General features: G+C 62.5%; 18 protein-coding genes. 14 read left to right on the top strand and 4 right to left on the bottom strand.

Translation table 11 applies throughout. From position 1 onward, the window contains the following. Window positions 1–52: 52 nt before the first annotated feature. Window positions 53–733: a hypothetical protein gene (locus tag HMPREF2943_RS00810; protein WP_070710542.1), complete on the top strand. Its 681-nt coding sequence runs from the start codon at window positions 53–55 to the stop codon at window positions 731–733. A 162-nt stretch (window positions 734–895) separates the two neighbouring features. Here the strand turns inward: HMPREF2943_RS00810 and HMPREF2943_RS00805 are convergent, their stop codons facing one another. Both HMPREF2943_RS00805 and HMPREF2943_RS00800 read right to left on the bottom strand, forming a co-directional pair. Beyond that, a complete protein-coding gene (locus HMPREF2943_RS00805; RefSeq protein ID WP_070446688.1) occupies window positions 896–1963 on the bottom strand; it encodes a CNNM domain-containing protein in 1068 nt (355 codons plus the stop codon). Continuing rightward, the gene (locus HMPREF2943_RS00800; protein ID WP_070710541.1) at window positions 1963–3336 is read right to left on the bottom strand and encodes a hemolysin family protein; all 1374 of its coding nucleotides are present in this window, start codon (window positions 3334–3336) and stop codon (window positions 1963–1965) included. Before HMPREF2943_RS00800 ends, HMPREF2943_RS00805 begins: the two co-directional genes overlap by 1 nt. A 142-nt stretch (window positions 3337–3478) precedes the next feature. Here HMPREF2943_RS00800 and hemW point away from each other — a divergent pair, with 142 nt between their 5' ends. The 10 genes from hemW to HMPREF2943_RS00750 all read left to right on the top strand — a co-directional run bounded on the left by hemW (window position 3479) and on the right by HMPREF2943_RS00750 (window position 13842). Continuing rightward, window positions 3479–4627: a radical SAM family heme chaperone HemW gene (gene hemW, locus HMPREF2943_RS00795; protein WP_070710540.1), complete on the top strand. Its 1149-nt coding sequence runs from the start codon at window positions 3479–3481 to the stop codon at window positions 4625–4627. Between the two features lie 704 nt (window positions 4628–5331). Then, window positions 5332–6366, top strand: a complete 1035-nt coding sequence (hrcA, locus tag HMPREF2943_RS00790) for a heat-inducible transcriptional repressor HrcA (protein ID WP_070525541.1) — start codon at window positions 5332–5334, stop codon at window positions 6364–6366. 54 nt (window positions 6367–6420) lie between these two features. Continuing rightward, entirely contained in the window at window positions 6421–7563 is a 1143-nt protein-coding gene (gene dnaJ / locus HMPREF2943_RS00785; RefSeq protein WP_070644578.1) for a molecular chaperone DnaJ, read from the top strand. Continuing rightward, the gene (locus tag HMPREF2943_RS00780) at window positions 7563–8303 is read left to right on the top strand and encodes a 16S rRNA (uracil(1498)-N(3))-methyltransferase (RefSeq protein ID WP_070710539.1); all 741 of its coding nucleotides are present in this window, start codon (window positions 7563–7565) and stop codon (window positions 8301–8303) included. The genes dnaJ and HMPREF2943_RS00780 overlap by 1 nt, the downstream gene beginning before the upstream one ends. A gap of 10 nt (window positions 8304–8313) precedes the next feature. After that, window positions 8314–9279, top strand: a complete 966-nt coding sequence (locus HMPREF2943_RS00775; RefSeq protein WP_070644580.1) for a PhoH family protein — start codon at window positions 8314–8316, stop codon at window positions 9277–9279. Then, on the top strand, window positions 9276–9851 hold the full coding sequence (gene ybeY, locus HMPREF2943_RS00770; RefSeq protein ID WP_070446682.1) for an rRNA maturation RNase YbeY: 576 nt from the start codon (window positions 9276–9278) through the stop codon (window positions 9849–9851). Before HMPREF2943_RS00775 ends, ybeY begins: the two co-directional genes overlap by 4 nt. A gap of 114 nt (window positions 9852–9965) precedes the next feature. Beyond that, window positions 9966–10814: a pyridoxal kinase PdxY gene (gene pdxY / locus HMPREF2943_RS00765; RefSeq protein WP_070710538.1), complete on the top strand. Its 849-nt coding sequence runs from the start codon at window positions 9966–9968 to the stop codon at window positions 10812–10814. 534 nt (window positions 10815–11348) lie between these two features. Next, complete coding sequence (gene era, locus HMPREF2943_RS00760; protein ID WP_049157277.1) at window positions 11349–12344, top strand: GTPase Era; 996 nt, start codon at window positions 11349–11351, stop codon at window positions 12342–12344. A gap of 18 nt (window positions 12345–12362) precedes the next feature. Then, window positions 12363–13079 (top strand): DNA repair protein RecO, encoded by a 717-nt coding sequence (recO, locus tag HMPREF2943_RS00755; protein WP_070525526.1) that lies wholly within the window; start codon window positions 12363–12365, stop codon window positions 13077–13079. Between the two features lie 10 nt (window positions 13080–13089). Then, complete coding sequence (locus HMPREF2943_RS00750) at window positions 13090–13842, top strand: isoprenyl transferase (protein ID WP_070710537.1); 753 nt, start codon at window positions 13090–13092, stop codon at window positions 13840–13842. A 69-nt stretch (window positions 13843–13911) separates the two neighbouring features. Here HMPREF2943_RS00750 and HMPREF2943_RS00745 read toward each other — a convergent pair whose 3' ends face one another. Further along, window positions 13912–14331 (bottom strand): Fur family transcriptional regulator, encoded by a 420-nt coding sequence (locus HMPREF2943_RS00745; protein WP_070644584.1) that lies wholly within the window; start codon window positions 14329–14331, stop codon window positions 13912–13914. Window positions 14332–14358: 27 nt separating this feature from the next. Next, window positions 14359–14658 carry an ArsR/SmtB family transcription factor gene (locus HMPREF2943_RS00740; RefSeq protein WP_070446677.1) on the bottom strand — a complete coding sequence of 100 codons (300 nt, stop codon included), beginning with the start codon at window positions 14656–14658 and terminating at the stop codon, window positions 14359–14361. Window positions 14659–14848: 190 nt separating this feature from the next. Between HMPREF2943_RS00740 and HMPREF2943_RS00735 the strand changes: the two genes are divergently transcribed. From HMPREF2943_RS00735 to HMPREF2943_RS00725, 3 genes are read left to right on the top strand one after another with little or no spacing between them, the layout of a single operon-like run. After that, entirely contained in the window at window positions 14849–16228 is a 1380-nt protein-coding gene (locus HMPREF2943_RS00735; protein WP_010190757.1) for a glycine--tRNA ligase, read from the top strand. Beyond that, entirely contained in the window at window positions 16228–16746 is a 519-nt protein-coding gene (locus tag HMPREF2943_RS00730) for a hypothetical protein (RefSeq protein WP_070446676.1), read from the top strand. The genes HMPREF2943_RS00735 and HMPREF2943_RS00730 overlap by 1 nt, the downstream gene beginning before the upstream one ends. Next, on the top strand, window positions 16746–17183 hold the full coding sequence (locus HMPREF2943_RS00725) for a hypothetical protein (RefSeq protein ID WP_070710536.1): 438 nt from the start codon (window positions 16746–16748) through the stop codon (window positions 17181–17183). The genes HMPREF2943_RS00730 and HMPREF2943_RS00725 overlap by 1 nt, the downstream gene beginning before the upstream one ends. The last annotated feature ends 429 nt before the right edge of the window (window positions 17184–17612 follow it).

The raw sequence follows: 17612 nt of genomic DNA, 5'->3' as shown, positions 1-17612 counted from the left end.
GGTCAGAAAAACTCTAAACCTCAACTAGAGGTTCTCACGGAAAGGGCAGCCTATGCACAAGATCGCAGCCGAGCTGCGCCACCGTGAGCTGACCCAAGAAATCTATAACATCGGCGATGAAGTCGTTGACTACATCGAGCACCTCATCGAGGCCATTGAGGACTGGGATGATGAACTCGCCCTCGACTGCCTAGCTGAGCTGGGGGATATCGTCGAAGACGCCCGCGTGGATTCTGGGCGTTGTGTCGGCGAGCTCATCGGCCTGCGCCACGCGCTGGTCTCCGGCCTGAAATCCGGCACCATCTCCGCTGCCTCCTCCGGTGACAATGATGTGGAGGAGCCGAAGCAGCTTACCGCCCGCGCGTTGGCTGAGGGCTTGCCCATCTCCGGCCCGCCCGTTGTGGTCTCGGAGCTGGCGGAAACCCTGCGTGGCCGCACCGCCGCGGTGGCCGCCTACCTGCGCGAGCTGGTCGAGTACGTGCTGGCGCAAACCGACGCCGTGGCCCGCAACCTCGATGTGGTCTCCCTGCCGAATCTGTACAAGCGCGCGGGTGAATCCTCGCTCATCGCCGTGCAGGCTTGGCGTCACACCGTCGTTGAGGCGCACCCCGCCTTCGTGCGCACCATGCGCGGGCATAACCCGCCGCCCTTCTTGGAGGAGCGTGCGCGTATCGACGCCGTCGTTGCCCGTGTGCGCGCCAAGCGCCAGAAGAAGGCCGCCACGACCGCATAGTCGCCGCATCACAGACTTCCTTGTTGCCAACACACAAGGATTACCTAAGAAGAGCGCCGCCGAGATTCCCTCTCTCGGCGGCGCTCTTCGCTGCTAGTGTGGCACGAATAATTTTGCGTGCCACCGCCTAGCTTCGTGTGCCAGGGGCTTAGCGCGTACGCGCTAAGCCCCTGGGTTCTTGGTGGCCGGCGCGGCCTGGTCCAACTGCTCCGTAATCTGCGGCCACAGCTGGCCCATGATGTCATCCCAGGTGAGGATCCACACGGTCTTGTCTTTGGTGGGTTTGCCCACCATGACGAGCTGCTCGTTGCGGGCGCGCATCTGGTCCAGCGTCTTCTGCACGGTGGAGGATGAGCCCACCGCCAGTGCGGGGCGGGAGAAATCCAGCACCGGAGTTTCCGGGTCCGCGAGCAAGGTATCGCGCACGTGGACGATGCGCGGGATGCGCGAAGTACGCGGGTAGACCAGCACGCGCATGATGGACTTGCGCACCACCAGATCATGAAGCTCAGCCACGGTGGCATCGGAGGATAGCGGCAGGATTTCCGAGCCGTGCTCGCGGGCCAACTGGGCCGCAGTGGCGGCTTCCAGTTCGATGACGCCGGTGATCTGGTTGGCGGAGTCATCGTCAAGCGTGCCCGTCAGGCGCGAGTGCTCGACCAAGTGGCGAAGGGTCTCCGCGTCATAGCCAGCCGCACCAGCGCGGTCGACAGGTTCCTCGCCGGTCATCGTCACCAGCTTGTTGGCCATCTTGTTGATCCAGAGCAGCAGCGGACGGAAGAGCCAAATGAAGCCGCGGGCAGGCACCGCGATGAGCTGAAGGGCGGTCTCCGGGTGGGCGATGGCCCAGGACTTCGGCGCCATCTCACCAATGACCAGGTGCAGGAAGGTCACCACGAAAAGGGCCAGCAGGAAGGAGATGACGTCAGCAACGCCCAGCGGCAGGCCAAGGGCCTCCAGTGGGGTCATCAGCAGGTGATGGACCCAAGGTTTGGTCACCGCACCGAGGACGAAGGTTGCGGCGGTAATGCCCAGCTGGGCGCCGGCCAGCATGACGGTCAGCTCATTCAGCGAGCGTAGGCCCGCACGCGAAGCCGCCGAGGATTCCGCGGTCTCCTCCAAGCGGTTGCGGCGTGCGCCCATGAGGGAAAACTCGATGACCACGAAGAACGCGGAAGCAGCGATGATGAGAATAGTGATAAGGAGGTTAAACCACCAGGTATCAGTCATTAGTCATCCTCTCCTTCCGGGAATTCCTCTACCAGCTCGAGTGCCAGGACGGAGGGCACGTGGCGGTCGATTTCCTCGACGCGCACGTTGAGCGTGCGGATGGGGGCTTCGTCACCATCGACCCAATCTTCCGGTTCAGCCTCGAGCTCGATGGAGAGCTTTTCACCCTCGTCCGGCAACGTGCCGGAATGCGCGATGAGCAGGCCGGCGACGGTTTCGAAATCGCCCTCCGGCAGGTCGTGGCCAATGGCGCGCTCGACCTCGTCGATGGGGGTGTCACCGTCGACGATCCAGTGCGTCTCGTCCTGCTCGGTGATTTCCTCGGTCTCTTCGAGGTCGTGTTCGTCGGTGACATCGCCGAGGATTTCCTCGGCCAAGTCCTCCATGGTCACGATCCCGACGAAGCCGCCGTATTCGTCGATGACGCAGGCGAGTTTCTCGTCGGCATCGCGAAGCTCCGTGACGACGTCGGGAAGCGGCATGAGCTCCGGCACCACCACGGGGTCCTTCATGATTTCCCGAGCCGGGGTGGCCAGGGGCAGCTCACTGCCCAGCACGTCGTAGAGGTGTACTACGCCGATGGGATTGTGCTCATCGTCGATGATGGGGTAGCGGGTGTGGTTCTCCGACATCATCTCGCGCACCTCACCAATGGTGGTCTCGGGCTCGATGACATCCACGCGCGAGCGCGGAATCATGGCGTGTTCCACGTCGTGCTCGGGGAAGTCGAGGAGACGGTCGAGGACCAGGTAGGTGTCCTCATCCAAGTCGCCGGCCTCGTGGGAGGCATCCACGATGGACTCCAGGTCATCGGTGGTGGCAGATGAATCGACATCCTCCACCGGCTCGATACCGAAGACCTTGAGAAGGGCATTGGAGGAATACTCGAAGAAGTGGACGAGCCAGCCGAAGATCTTGAGATACCACATCGTGGATGCGGACAACCACAGCGCTGACTTCATGGGTGCGGCGATGGTGTAGTTCTTCGGGAAGAGCTCGGCGAAGAGCATCGTGAGAACCGTCGACACCGCCAGCGCGGTCACCGTGCCGATGGCGACAGACACACCCGTGGGCACGCCCACGCCGCCGAGCAGCTGGCCCAGGCCTTGGCCCACGAGGGGCTCTGCCACATAACCAATGAGCAGGCCCGTAATCGTGATACCCAGCTGCGCGCCGGAGAGCATGAAGGAAGTCTTTTGGGTGATCTTTAAGGCGCGCTCCGCGGACTTATCCCCCGTCGCGGCGCGCTGGCGCAGCTGCGTGCGGTCCACCGACATGAAGGCGAATTCCTGCGCCACGAAGTAGGCGTTGGCCACGATAATGAGAGCGATGACGGCGAAACCCGCCACAATCATCAGGATGGCAGATAACACGGCTTACCCCACCGCCTTACGTAGGCGGCGGGGACATCGACTCGGAGGTTCCACTTAAAAGAGGCCTTTCTTCATTAATCGGGGTGGCAAGTCTGCACTATAGACTACCGCTTTAACGGCGCTGTCGGATACTTTGTTCCCCATGGATCCCTTTGGTCTCTACATTCACGTCCCCTTCTGTGCTTCGCGCTGCGGTTACTGCGACTTCAACACCTATACCCCGGGTGAGCTGGGAGGGGATCTGACCAGCGATTATCTGGCTGCGCTGGAGAAGGAACTGGAGATGGCGGCGGCGCAGGTGGGCCGCGAAGCCGAGACCGTTTTTATCGGTGGCGGCACGCCGAGTTTGCTGGGGGCTGAGGGCCTGGGCCGGGTCCTGTCGAAGGTCCGCGATACCTTTGGCCTCGCCCCAGGCGCGGAGGTCACCACGGAATCCAACCCGGAATCCACTTCGCCGGAGTACTTCGCCGGGCTTCTCGACGCCGGCTTCACCCGCCTCTCCCTGGGCATGCAATCCGCCTCGCCGGGGGTGCTCGCCGTGTTGGAGCGAGCCCACACGCCGGGCCGCGCCTTCGATGCTGCGCGCGAAGCCATCGCCGCGGGCTTCGAGCACGTCAACTTGGACATGATTTATGGCACGCCGACAGAAGAGGACGCCGACGTTGCCCTGACCCTGGAGCGCGCCTTGGAGACCGGGGTGGACCACATCAGTGCGTATTCGCTCATCGTGGAGGATGGCACGCGTATGGCCCGCAAGGTGTCCAAGGGCTTGCTGCCCGCACCGGATGAGGACGTGCTGGCCCGGCGCTATGGGATGATCTCTTCCACGCTCGAGGCCGAAGGTTTCGAGTGGTATGAGGTGTCCAACTGGGCCAAGCCGGGCGGGGAGTGCCAGCACAACCGCATCTATTGGGTGGACGGCAACTGGTGGGGCGCGGGCCCGGGCGCGCATTCGCACCTGGGCAACGAGCGCTTCTTCAACGTGAAGAACCCGCGGACCTATATCAAGGCGGTAGGTGAGGGGCAGCTGCCCATCAAGGAGCGCGAGCAGCTCACGGAGGCTGACCGCCATACCGAGCGCATCATGTTGGGGCTGCGCCTGCGCGAGGGCATCCCTGCGTCCTGGCTCGCCCCAGCGGCGGAGCCCGTGGCCGCGCGGTTCATCGAGCGCGGCCTGCTCGAGCGTGCCGGTGAGCGCCTCCGCGTGACCAAGGCGGGCCGCCTGCTCGCGGATGGCATCATCACTGACCTCCTCGTCGCCGAAGATACCGCCGAAGGCACCGCTCGCTAGGGGGCTTGCCCCGCCTGCGGGCCGACCTCCGGATCCGCATCAGCTGGCTCATTAGCGGCCGTACCCTGCTCGTGGCCTGTCCTCAGCCTTCCGCACATGGTTCCAGTGGAAAGGCTCCGGTCGGAAGGTTCGTTTGGGGGTAAGCAAACCTTCCTTAGGCTGCTAGAAGGTTCGTTTGGGGGCAGGTAAACCGTATGACCTGAGCCATCTGAGTAGAACCATCTGTGTGATGCAACCGCGAAGCCGCGAAGAAGTGGCCAAGCCTTGGCCTTTCGATACCGAGGAGACATAGTGACTTAAAGTTAGCCCCGCTGGGAATTTGTTAGTTTTGCTCCTGTCGTCGGGAAGTTTGATAGCGGTGTTAGTCGGTGTTAGTTTCTCTCTCCACGTCGAGAAACCTGTTAGTCGCTTTCGATACGGTTAGTCTTTTAAGTGGTCCTTTTAGTTTGGTCCCGTTAATTTGGTCCGTTTACGGCGAAAAGGGACCATCTATCGCAGGAAATGGGCCCGCAGATGGTCTCTTTGTCCTCAAAAGAGACCAGACTAAAGGGACCATCAGTTTTCGAGCCACCTGGAAGCGCATGATGGACGCTTCTAAGAACGCACTTTGGAACCTGCGGGAAGTGGTGGCGGGCTACCAGCGCACCGAGGCAGATTGGCACCAGCTTCCACACTTGCCCGCCAGAACGGATAGCCTTAAAGACATGTCTAGCTCCACCGATGCCCGCCGCCAAGAGGTCCTGCGCGCCATCGTCGCGGACTACATCGCCTCGCAATCGCCCGTCGGCTCCAAGGCCCTGCTCGAGCGCTACCAGCTGGGCGTGTCCTCGGCGACGATTCGCAATGACATGGCCGTGCTCGAAGCCGAGGGCCTCATCGCTCAAGAACACGCCAGCTCCGGGCGCGTGCCCACGCAGAAGGGCTACCGCCAGTTCGTCGATACGCTGCACGATGTTAAGCCGCTTTCCAAGGCCGAGCGCCGCGCCATGCTCACCTTCCTCGAGGGCGGCGTGGATTTGGAAGACGTGCTGCGCCGCTCTGTCCAGCTGTTGGCCCAGGTAACTAAGCAAGCGGCCGTCGTACAGATGCCTAACCTCAAGGTCTCCCGCGTGAAGCACTGCGAGGTCGTGGCACTCTCACCGGTGCGTCTGCTCTTGGTGTTGATTACGGATAATGGGCGCGTCGATCAGCGCAATGTGGAGCTCGATGATGTCATCGACCCCGAGCAGACCCACCGCCTGCGCGATATCCTCAACACCGCCCTGGAGGGGAAAACGCTCACGGAAGCCTCGGTGGAGCTGGCCGCGCTTGTCGACGACTCCCCGGCCGATATCCGCCCCCACCTCCTCAAGGCGGCGACGACGCTGATTGAGACCCTCGTGGAGCAGCCCTCCGATCGCCTGATCATGGCGGGCACCTCCAACCTCACCCGCGTGGCCCTGACCGAGGGTTTGCCCTCTATCATCGAGGCTCTTGAAGAACAGGTCGTGGTGCTGAAATTGCTGGCCCGCGTGCCGGACCTGGGCAATGTTTCAGTATCTATTGGCGAGGAAAACGAAGCCGATGAGCTGCGCCAAACCTCTGTCGTAGCTACGCGCTATGGATTCGGCACAGGCTCGGAGGCCGCAGCACTTGGCGGGCTAGGTGTGGTGGGGCCGACGTATATGGATTACTCGGGAACAATCTCCAAGGTCTCTGCCGTTGCACGCTATGTGAGTGAAATTTTGGCGGGCGAGTAAGCTGGCCCGTCGGATTAGATTTAGTATCAACGAGATATAGAAGGATGACAGTACGTGGCTCGTGACTACTACGGCATTCTTGGTGTAGAAAAGTCGGCGTCCGACGCCGAGATTAAGAAGGCTTACCGCAAGCTAGCGCGCAAATACCACCCGGATGTGAACCCGGGCGATGAGGAGGCCGCGGAGAAGTTCCGCGAGGCTTCCCTTGCACAGGAAGTTCTGCTGGATCCGCAGAAGCGCCAGGTTGTGGACATGGGGGGTGACCCCATGGAGGAGCGTGCGGCCCAGGGCGGCGGCTTTGGTGGTTTCGGTGGCGGCGGCCTCGGGGATATCTTCGCCGAGTTCTTCGGTGGGGGAGCGGCCTCCCGCGGCCCGCGTTCCCGTGTGCAGCCCGGCGATGACGCGCTGCTGCGCACCACGATTACCCTCGAAGAGGCTTATAGCGGAGTGAAGCAGCAGGTCAAGGTCGATACCGCCGTGGTCTGTGACCGTTGTGAGGGCTCTGGTTCTGAGTCCAAGTCCAAGCCGGTGACCTGTGATCACTGTGGCGGTATGGGCCAGGTTCAGGAGGTCCAGCGCAGCATGCTGGGCAACATGATGACCACTCGCGATTGCCCGAAGTGCTATGGCTTCGGCGAAGTAGTCACCGACCCTTGTGGCCACTGCGGCGGTGATGGCCGCGTGCGCAAGCGCCGCGATATTACGGTGAACATCCCCGCCGGCATTGGTGATGGCATGCGCATCCGCATGGCTTCCCAGGGCGAGGTCGGCCACGGCGGCGGCCCCGCTGGTGACCTCTACGTCGAGGTACACACCGAGCCGCACCCCGTTTTCGAGCGCAATGCTGATGACCTGCACCTGACCGTGCGCGTGCCCATGGTGGATGCAGCTCTGGGCTCTTCCTGCACCGTCGAGCAGCTCGACGGCGAGGAGCTCACCATCGATATCGCGCCGGGCACCCAGCCGGGCGAGTCCATCACCCTCCAGGGCAAGGGCATGCCGCGCCTGCGCACCGACGGATTCGGCAACCTCCACGCTCACGTGGATGTGGTGATCCCGACGGACCTGGATAAGAAGACCCGCGAGGCCCTCGAAAAGGTCCGCGCCGCCGGCCACGGAGGCACCGAGGTCCACCATGCCGGGGATGGCCAGGGCGAATCCCTTTTTAGCCGCTTCCGCGATAAGTTCCGCCGCTAATGTCTTTACCCGTCTTCCTCCACCCGGATCTTTCCCTCGCGGAGGTCAGCCAGCCGGTGGGCCTCGATGGTGCGGAGGGCCGCCACGCAGTCACCGTCAAGCGCATGGGCCCAGGGGAGCACTTGGTCCTGATCGATGGGTCCGGGCGCCGCGCCACCGCCACCATCACTGATACGCAGGGCAAGGACACGCTGGTCGCGCTTGTCGACGACCTCGCGATCCTCCCCGAACCCTCCCCGAGGGTGGTCGTGGTCCAGGCTATCCCCAAGTCTGAGCGCGCCGAACTCGCCGTCGACCTGGCTACCCAGGCCGGGGCGGATGAGATCATCGCCTGGCAGGCGGATCGCTGCGTGTCCAAATGGGATGCCAAGAAGGCCCCGAAGGCGCTAGCGAAGTGGGAATCTGCAGCCGTGGCGGCGGCGAAGCAATCGCGCCGAGTGCGCGTACCCGCGGTGCGCGGCCCGCTTACTACCCGCCAGCTGTGCCAGGAGATGTCCGGCACCCGCGCCTTGGTCCTCCACGAGGAAGCTCAAGCGCGGCTCAAGGATCTGGAGGACCTCGACTCCACCGGAACCATCTACCTGCTGGTGGGGCCGGAGGGCGGTATCGGCGCGGAGGAACTAGCTCGCTTGCAAGAGGCCGGTGCGACGGCGATCAAGTTGGGGCCGGAGGTGTTGCGGACGGCGTCGGCAAGCATGGTGGCCTTGGCCAGCATCGGCACCCTGACCGCGCGCTGGTAGCCTTTTGGGCGTGCCTATTATCACCACCAAGTTTGATCTCGATTCCGCCTACCTCGCCACCGTGCTGGGCCCGGCGGACGATAACCTGCGCGTTTTGGGCAACCTCGTGGGCGTGGACCTCTTTGCCCGCGGCACCACCATTACTGCCGCCGGCCCCGATTATGAGGTAGCCCGCGCGCGCAAGGTCCTGGAGGAACTCGAGGCGATTGCCCGCCGCGGTCACCCGGTGAGCACCGATACCGTGAAGCACACCCTGGACCTGGTCACGGTGGATGCCCCGGCCTCCGTGTCTGAGACGCTCGCGGCCGATATCGTCTCGCGCCGCGGCAAGGCCGTGCGCCCGAAGACGGTGGGGCAATCGCGCTATGTGCAGGCGATTGATGAGAACACGATTGTCTTCGGCATTGGTCCGGCCGGTACCGGTAAGACCTACCTGGCGGTGGCCAAGGCGGTGCAGGCCCTGCGCGCCAAGCAGGTCAGCCGCATTATCTTGACCCGCCCGGCCGTGGAAGCGGGGGAGAAGCTGGGCTTTCTGCCTGGCACGCTCAACGACAAGATTGACCCCTACCTGCGCCCGCTCTACGACGCTTTGCGGGACATGATCGACCCGGAGATGATTCCGAAGCTCATGGAAGCCGGCATCATTGAGGTCGCCCCCTTGGCCTATATGCGTGGCCGCACGCTCAACGATGCCTTCGTCATCCTCGATGAGGCCCAAAACACCACGCCGGCGCAGATGAAAATGTTCCTGACGCGTTTGGGCTTTGGCTCCACCATCGTGGTGACCGGTGATATCTCCCAGGTGGACTTGCCGGGTGGCCAGGTCTCCGGTCTGCGCCTGGTGCGCCGCATCCTGAAGGGCGTGCCGGATATCCACTTCGCGGAGCTGGGCTCTGCTGATGTGGTGCGCCACCAGCTGGTCGGGCGCATCGTGGAGGCCTACGACAATTTTGCTGAGCAGGAGGAGAAGAAATGAGCATCGAGTTTATCAACGAGTCCGGCTATGACGGCGTCAACGAGGAGATGCTGATCGACGTCTGCTCCTACGCCCTCGGCCGCCTCGACGTGAATCCGGATGCCGAGTGCACCATTACCGCGGTGGACCTGGACACCATCGCGGAGCTGCACGTGCGCTGGATGGACCTGGAAGGCCCGACCGACGTGATGAGCTTCCCCATGGATGAGCTCACCCCGGGTGCTACAGGCGGGCGCCCCGACGCAGCGGAGGCCGGACCGGCCATGCTGGGTGATATCGTACTCTGCCCGGAGTTTGCGCAGCGCCAAGCCACCGCGGCCGGCCACTCCCTGGGGCACGAGCTGGCTCTGCTCACCGTGCATGGTTGCCTGCACCTGCTGGGCTATGACCACACGACTGCGGCGGAAGAGAAGGAAATGTTCGGCCTGCAGAATGAGCTGCTGGCGGACTGGTACGAGGACTTGGCAGCACGCGGCGTGAGCTACCAACCTAAGCCTTCTGGCCCGAAGGCCTTCCCGGATGCCGCCGAGCGCGCCGAGCTGGACAAGGAAGTACCCGGCGGCGGCATCTAAAGTGGCCCGGCGCGGGCTTGGTGCCGCGCCTGACACGGCCGCGCTAAGACAGCGTGTTTGCTAAATAAGGCCAATCGTTGAGGTGTGTGGTGGGACGTAGCACAATAGAGGATTATGAACATCCTCTCCATCCAGTCCCACGTCACCTTCGGCCACGTGGGCAACTCCGCAGCAGTCTTTCCCCTTCAGCGCGCTGGCCATGAGGTGTGGCCGATTCACACGGTGAACTTCTCCAACCACACCGGTTATGGCGATTGGGGCGGGCCGATGATCCCGGCGGAAGAGGTCACGGCGATTGTGGATGGCATCGAGAAGCGCGGTGCTTTCCCGCGCATTGATGCGATCTTGTCCGGCTACCAGGGTGGGCCGGATATTGCCGGTGCCATCGTGGACGCGGTAAACCGCATCAAGGCTGTGAACCCGAAGGCCCTCTACGCCTGCGACCCGGTCATGGGTAACGCCAAGTCCGGCTGCTTCGTCTCCGATGAGATTCCGCCGCTGCTGCGCGATAAGGTCGTGCCGGTCGCGGACATCATCACCCCGAATCAGTTCGAGCTGGGCTACCTGACTGACTCCGAGGTGGGCACCTTGGAACAGACCCTTGCCGCGGTGAAGCGCGCGCAGGAGATCGGTCCGAAGACCGTGCTGGTGACCTCGGTGCAGCGTCCGGAGACCAGTGAGGACGAGATTGAGATGCTCGCCGTTGATGGCGAGCGCGCCTTCCTGGTTGCCACCCCCAAGCTGCCTTTCAAGCGCAACGGTTCGGGTGACGTCACGGCCTCGCTTTTCACCGGCCACTACGTGGAAACCCACGATGCGAAGGAAGCGCTCAAGCGCACGGCTTCTTCGGTCTTCGACTTGCTGCAGAACACCTACGAGGCGGATTCGCAGGAGTTGCTGCTCATCGAGTCGCAGGATGTCTTTGCTAATCCGCAGCTGCAGTTCCGGGTGGAGGAGCTCTAGCCGCCAATCCGTGACCGCTGCCCGCGCGCCTTTGCAGCTTGAGGCTTGGCGGTCTCGCGCACCAGTCTGAGTCTCGGCCTTACGTGGCCCTGCCGTCAGCCTTCGCTGTGGTCCCGCAAAAGGTGCCCGGCAAACGGCATCTCCCAAAAGGCGTCTCTGGTAGTAAAAACGCCATCTGGACGCCGCAAAAGGCGTTTTTAGGCGTGAAAACGCCTTTTAACAGATGCCTCCTGGAAGATGCCATGTGGCGCAAGCTTTTTCGCAGTCGCCATGCGGCGGATACGCTCGCGCCATCAACTCTCACCCTCGCGCACCGCTGCTTTCGTGGCCCACCTTCAACGATGTGGTTTCCAGCCATAAGGTTCTACTCACATGGTTCGGGTCAGAAGGTTCTCTTGGGGGCAAACAAACCTTCTGCAGGTCGCTAGATGGTTCGTTTGGGGGCAAGGAAACCTTATGACTAGAACCGTCTGACTGGAACCATCTGCGCAGCGCGAAGGAACCACCGGTGCGTGCGTTATGATATGAGGCAATATGAGCACTGATTTCGATGCCGCCTTCGCCGACCTACCAGCCGAGGGCGAAGCCAACCCCGCCGACTACTCGCAGTACACCGACACGCCCGAGGGCTTCCGCTCCGGCTTCGTGTCTTTCGTCGGCCGCCCCAATACCGGCAAGTCCACCCTGACCAACGCGCTGGTGGGGCAGAAGATCGCCATCACGGCGGACCAGCCCGAGACCACCCGCCACCCCATCCGCGGCCTGGTGCACCGCGAGGATGCGCAGATCGTCCTCGTCGACACACCTGGCCTGCACCGCCCGCGCACTCTGCTCGGCGAGCGCCTCAACGAAGTCGTTAAAGACACGTATGCAGACGTTGACGTCATCGGCCTGACCATCCCCGCGGATGAGAAGATTGGCCCCGGCGATCGTTGGATCTTGGAGAACGTCCGCAAGGTCGCGCCGAAGACCCCCATCATCGGCATCGTCACCAAGCTAGATAAAGCGTCCAAGGACCAAGTCGGCGCCCAGCTGCTTGCCCTGCACGAGCTGCTCGCGGAAGAGAACCCCGATGCCGTGGTCATCCCCGTTTCCGCCACCGAGCGCGTGCAGCTGGATGAGCTGACCCAGGTCATCGTGGACCACCTGCCCGAAGGCCCCAAGTTTTACCCCGATGACCACGTCACCGACGAAGACCAGTCCAAGCGCATCGCCGAGCTGATCCGCGAGTCTGCGCTCTCCGGCCTGAAATACGAGCTGCCGCACTCGGTTGCCGTCGAGGTCGATGAGATTCTGCCTAGCCAGGAGCGCCCGGACGTCCTCAACGTCCACGCCATCCTCTACCTGGAGCGCCCCGGCCAGAAGCGCATCATCGAAGGCAAGGACGGCCGCCGCTTCCGCCGCATCGTGGGTACCGCCCGCAAGGAAATCATTCAGCTCCTTGGCCAAAACGTCTACCTTGACCTGCGTATTAAGGTGCTCAAGAATTGGCAGTCGGACCCGAAGGCGCTGGGCCGCCTGGGCTTCTAAAAGCCGGAGAACTTCCACATGCGCGAAAACTTCCGCGACCGCGCCCTTGTCATCCGCTCCTATGATTTCGGCGAGGCGGACCGCATCATCGTGCTCTTGACCCGCCACCACGGCCTCGTGCGCGGGGTGGCCAAGGGAGTGCGCCGCGCCAAGTCGCGCTTCGGCTCGCGCCTGCAGCTCTTCGTTAACCTCGACGTTCAGCTTTATCCCGGGCGTAACCTCTACACCATTTCCCAGGCCGATACCGTGGATTACTTCGGCGCGCGCATCATCGAGGACTACGAGCGCTATACCGCTGCGTGTGCTGCCCTCGAATCCGCCGAGCGCCTCGCCGCCGCTGATGCCCCCGGCGATCCCTACCTCTATGAGGCCTGCGTCGATGTCCTCGACAAGCTTCAGCACGGCGATCCGCTCATGCTTCTCGATGCCTTCCTTCTCAAAGCCATGTCCCACGCCGGCTGGGCTCCCAGCCTTTTCGATTGCGCCCAGTGCCAAAGACCCGGCCCGCACCACGCCTTCCACCCAGCCGTGGGCGGGGCCGCCTGCCACCAATGCCGCCCACCAGGCGCCGCCGAGGTAGACCCAGAAACCCTGCACCACATGTGGCTCATCGCCCATGACCACCCCAGTCAACCAACGAACGCCCAAGCCCAAGAGGCCCATCGCCTCACCCGCGCGCACCTGCAATGGCATCTTGAGCGAAGCGTTGGCGCGTTGGGGATCATGGAACAGTAGACTGTAACCCGTGATTACGCCTGACCCGAACCGAGTTCTTCATCCGCCCGCTATCCCGCAGGAGTTCCTGCCGCGCCATATCGCGCTGGTCATGGACGGCAACGGCCGCTGGGCAGAGGAGCGCGGCATGAAGCGCACCGAGGGCCATCGTAGGGGAGAAGCAGTGCTTCTCGACGTCGTCGACGCCTGTCTTTCCCTCGGTGTTCCTTGCCTTTCCGCTTATGCCTTCTCCACCGAGAATTGGCGCCGCAGCGCGGAGGAAGTCCGCTTCCTCATGGGCTTTAACCGCGACGTGCTGCGCCGCCAGCGACACTGGCTCAACGAGAGGGGAGTGCGCGTGGTCTGGGCCGGCCGCCGCCCGCGCCTGTGGCGCTCTGTTATCAAGGAGCTCGAGGCCGCCGAGGAGCTGACTAAGGACAACACCAAGATGACCTTGGTGATGTGCGTGAATTACGGTGGGCGCGCCGAGCTTGTCGACGGCATCCGGAAACTCGCCGAGCAAGTCTCCCGCGGCGAGCTTGACCCGCGCTCCATCAATGAGAAGACGGTCAGCTCGGTGTTGTATGACCCCGATATGCCGGACGTGGATTTGTTCTTGCGCCCCTCCGGCGAGAAGCGCACCTCCAACTTCCTGCTGTGGCAGTCGGCTTACGCAGAGATGATTTACCAAGACAAGCTCTTCCCGGATTTCACTCCGGAAGACTTGTTCGCCGCGGTGGAGGAGTACGCGCGGCGCGACCGCCGCTTCGGCGGCGTCAAGTAGCGCGCGAGCTGTGTAGTGCTGTCAGGGGGGGATAAAGATATCCTCGATGTGGCAGGAAAAGTGGCGTGTCTAAGACGCCGCGCGGCACTCGGCGCAGATGCCGAAGATTTCGGCATCGTGCCCGGTGAGCTCGAAGTCGTGCTCCTTGGCTACCGAGGAGGCCCACTCTTCAATCGGGCCGCCATCGATTTCTTCGGTGCGGCCGCATTTGGTGCACACCAAGTGGTGGTGGTGCGCATCGCTCTCGCAATGGCGGTAGAGGGTCTCGCCGGAGGGCATGTGGAGCGCGTCAACAGCTTCAATCTCCGAGAGTGATTGGAGCGTGCGATAGACGGTGGTGAGGCCGACTTTCTGGTTACCGTCGAGAAGCGCCTGGTGAATGTCCTTGGCAGAGACGAACTTGTCGAGACTGCGCAGGACCTCAACGACGGCGGTGCGCTGGCGGGTATTGCGAGCGCCGAGTTTGGGAATACTGTCGTGGATGGCCATGTGGCTTAGTTTATCAACACACTTCCATTAAGAGGTGGCCAGTGAGGCGTCGCGAAGCAAAGGCAGCACCTTAGGGGCCACCAAAGAGTAACGGACTTCGCGGCCGGTGCGCTCGCTGTCGACGATGTTCGCGCGTTTCAAAACCCGCAGGTGCTGACTAATAAGTGGCTGCGATTTGCCGGTCGCGGAGACCAGTTCGTGGACGTAGTGATCGCGCTCGGCCAGGCGCTGGATGATGTCGATGCGCAATGGTGAATCCAAAGCGCTAATGACGGAGGCAGCCGCCGCCAGATCGAGGGGAGGGGTGTCAGTCTGGGTGTTGGTCACGCCGTTCACCTTCAGTCATTTCTATCGGTGGAGAGTTAAAAAGAGAGCTATCGGCACTATAGCTGAAGAATGCGGAAATGTGTATAAAATGCACCACACTTCTGGGGTGAAGGCACGCGGTGCTAAGGGGCACGCTAGACTAGGCCGCACTGTATAAAGACTGTCCCCTACCAGAGGAGTCCCATTAGCTATGGCATCCGTCATTGATACCGTCGTCAGCCTGTGTAAGCGCCGCGGCTTGGTCTACCAGGCAGGTGAAATTTATGGCGGTTCCCGCTCTGCGTGGGACTATGGCCCGCTTGGCGTCGAGCTCAAAGAGAACATCAAGCGCCAGTGGTGGCGCCACATGGTGCAGTCCCGCGATGATGTCGTGGGTGTCGATACATCTGTGATCCAGCCGCGCCAGGTGTGGGTGTCCTCCGGCCACGTTGAGGTTTTCACCGACCCGCTGGTGGAGTCCAAGCACACCGGTAAGCGCTACCGCGCCGACCACCTGATTGAGGCTTATGAGGAAAAGCACGGCCATGAGCCGGCAAATGGCCTTGCGGATATTAATGATCCGGAGACCGGCCAGCCGGGTGACTGGACCGAGCCGAAGGCTTTCTCCGGTCTGCTCAAGACCTTCCTAGGCCCGGTCGATGATGAGCAGGGTCTGCACTACCTGCGCCCGGAGACCGCGCAGGGCATCTTCGTGAACTTTAAGAACGTGATGACCTCGGCGCGCATGAAGCCGCCGTTCGGCATCGCGAACATCGGTAAGTCCTTCCGTAACGAGATCACCCCGGGTAATTTCATTTTCCGCACCCGCGAGTTCGAGCAGATGGAGATGGAGTTCTTCGTCAAACCGGGCGAGGACGAAGAGTGGCACCAGTACTGGATCGATGACCGCTTCAACTGGTACATCGACCTCGGTATCAAGAAGGAGAACCTGCGCCTCTACGAGCACCCGCAGGAGAAGCTTTCCCACTACTCCAAGCGCACCGTGGACGTGGAATACGCCTACAACTTCAAGGGCTCCAAGTGGGGCGAGCTGGAAGGCGTGGCCAACCGTACGGACTACGACCTTTCCGTGCATACCAAGGGCTCGGGCGAGGACCTGTCCTACTTCGACCAGGAGGCTGGCGAGCGCTGGACCCCGTACGTCATCGAGCCGGCTGCCGGCCTGGGCCGCGCCATGATGGCCTTCCTCATCGATGCTTATGACGAGGAGGAGGCCCCGAACGCCAAGGGCGGTACCGATAAGCGCGTGGTGCTGCGCCTGGATCGCCGTCTGGCTCCGGTCAAGGTGGCCGTGCTGCCGCTGTCCAAGAAGGAAGAGCTGTCCACCCCGGCCCGCGAGCTGGCCAACAAGCTGCGCGCCAACTGGAACGTGGAGTTCGATGTCTCTGGTGCCATCGGCCGCCGCTACCGCCGCCAGGATGAGATCGGCACGCCTTTCTGCGTGACCTATGACTTCGACACCCTCGAGGACAACGCGGTCACCGTGCGTGAGCGTGACTCCATGGAGCAGGAGCGCGTCAAGCTCGACGAGCTTGAGGCTTACCTGGCCGCCCGCCTGGTTGGCTGCTAATGCACTACACCAGCTGGGACCGCAGTGACCGCCAGAACCCGGTCCTCCTCGTGGGGGAGGGGCCGGCGTCGTTGGGCATGTTCCAGGAACGCTCGGCGGATGTGGAAGGCGAGCACTGGCGCTTAGGCCTCGATGACTTGGGCGCGTCAGTGACCTTGGAGGATGACCGCGTCTACCGCCTGGCGGGCAACCCCAAGCGCGATAAGCGTTTGGAGGCCTCGCTGGACGGGCGCACCTTTGCCTTCATCAACGAGGCTGGTGGCGACTGGATTGTTGAAGACCACGACGGCCTTAAAATCGCGCAATTTTCCTCCAAGAACTCTGGCGTACGCAAGGCCATCCTCGAGTTCGAGGGCGAGGACAGCGATGATTCCGATGACCTCAGTCATTCGGAGATTGCTGCCCTGAGCTGGTTTACGCGCGTCATTTTGGAGGCCCGGACGCAGAAAACCGCGATTCCGATCATCGCGACGCTGCTGCTCATGACCATCGTCGCCATTGTTGCGGTGCTTCTCTGATGCAGCGCTGGGTGTGGCGCGATGAGGCGCTGGTGGATGGCGCGGGCGAAGTCATCGCCCGCGTGACTCCGACGGGCCTGCTGCTGCCCCAAACGGGCACCACCATCGCCTTCAAGCACACCCCGGGCGCGCGGCGCTTTACCGTGCGCGGGGCCGACTTTTCCGCGGAGCAGGCCAGCTTCACGGTGAACATGCTGCGCGCGCTCTGTCAGGGCCGCGAGTACTTGCTTGAGCGCACGAACCCCTTCCGCCGGCAGCGTCGCATCCTCGCTATCCCAGACTCCGCCACGTTGGGCGCCACCACCGAGGTCGCCCGCACCACTCCGCGGGGCCGCGGCCTCGAAGTCGCGGTGGGCGAACTACCCCTCACCGACGCCGTCTTCATCAGCTACTGTTGCCTGCTTCTCGACGGCTCCACCCGCCCCCTTCGCACCTAACCCACCTTCCGCGATATAGTCAGAACTGGCGTGGAAACTTGGGTGATTTCATTAAAAGGGGAGCTCTTCTAGCTTCCTTGCTCGGCTTGGTATGCCGGTAGAGGGCTCGCGTCAGATGGTTGCAGTCATAAGGTTTGTTTGCCCCCAAACGAACCATCTAGCTCGGTGTAAAAGGTTTACTTGCCCCCAGGTAAACCGTTTGACTGCAACCTTTTGAGAGAAGCCTTTTGACGAGAACCATGTGCATGACCGGTCTACGCCTACCGTGTATGTGCACCACCCCGTGTCCGAGGAACTGATTGGCCGGCTACCGAGACGCGGTCCAATCGCCGGATGCGTGCACAGGAAAACCGGCCGAAGGCATCTCGCGGACGGCATCCGACAGAAGGCATCTGACAAATGGGCCCTTCCGGTTTTAGAGTGCGTTGA

This window comes from Corynebacterium sp. HMSC072D12 (genome assembly GCF_001813925.1).
Classification (GTDB): Bacteria; Actinomycetota; Actinomycetes; order Mycobacteriales; family Mycobacteriaceae; genus Corynebacterium; species Corynebacterium aurimucosum.
This window is presented reverse-complemented; position numbering and strand designations above follow the sequence as displayed.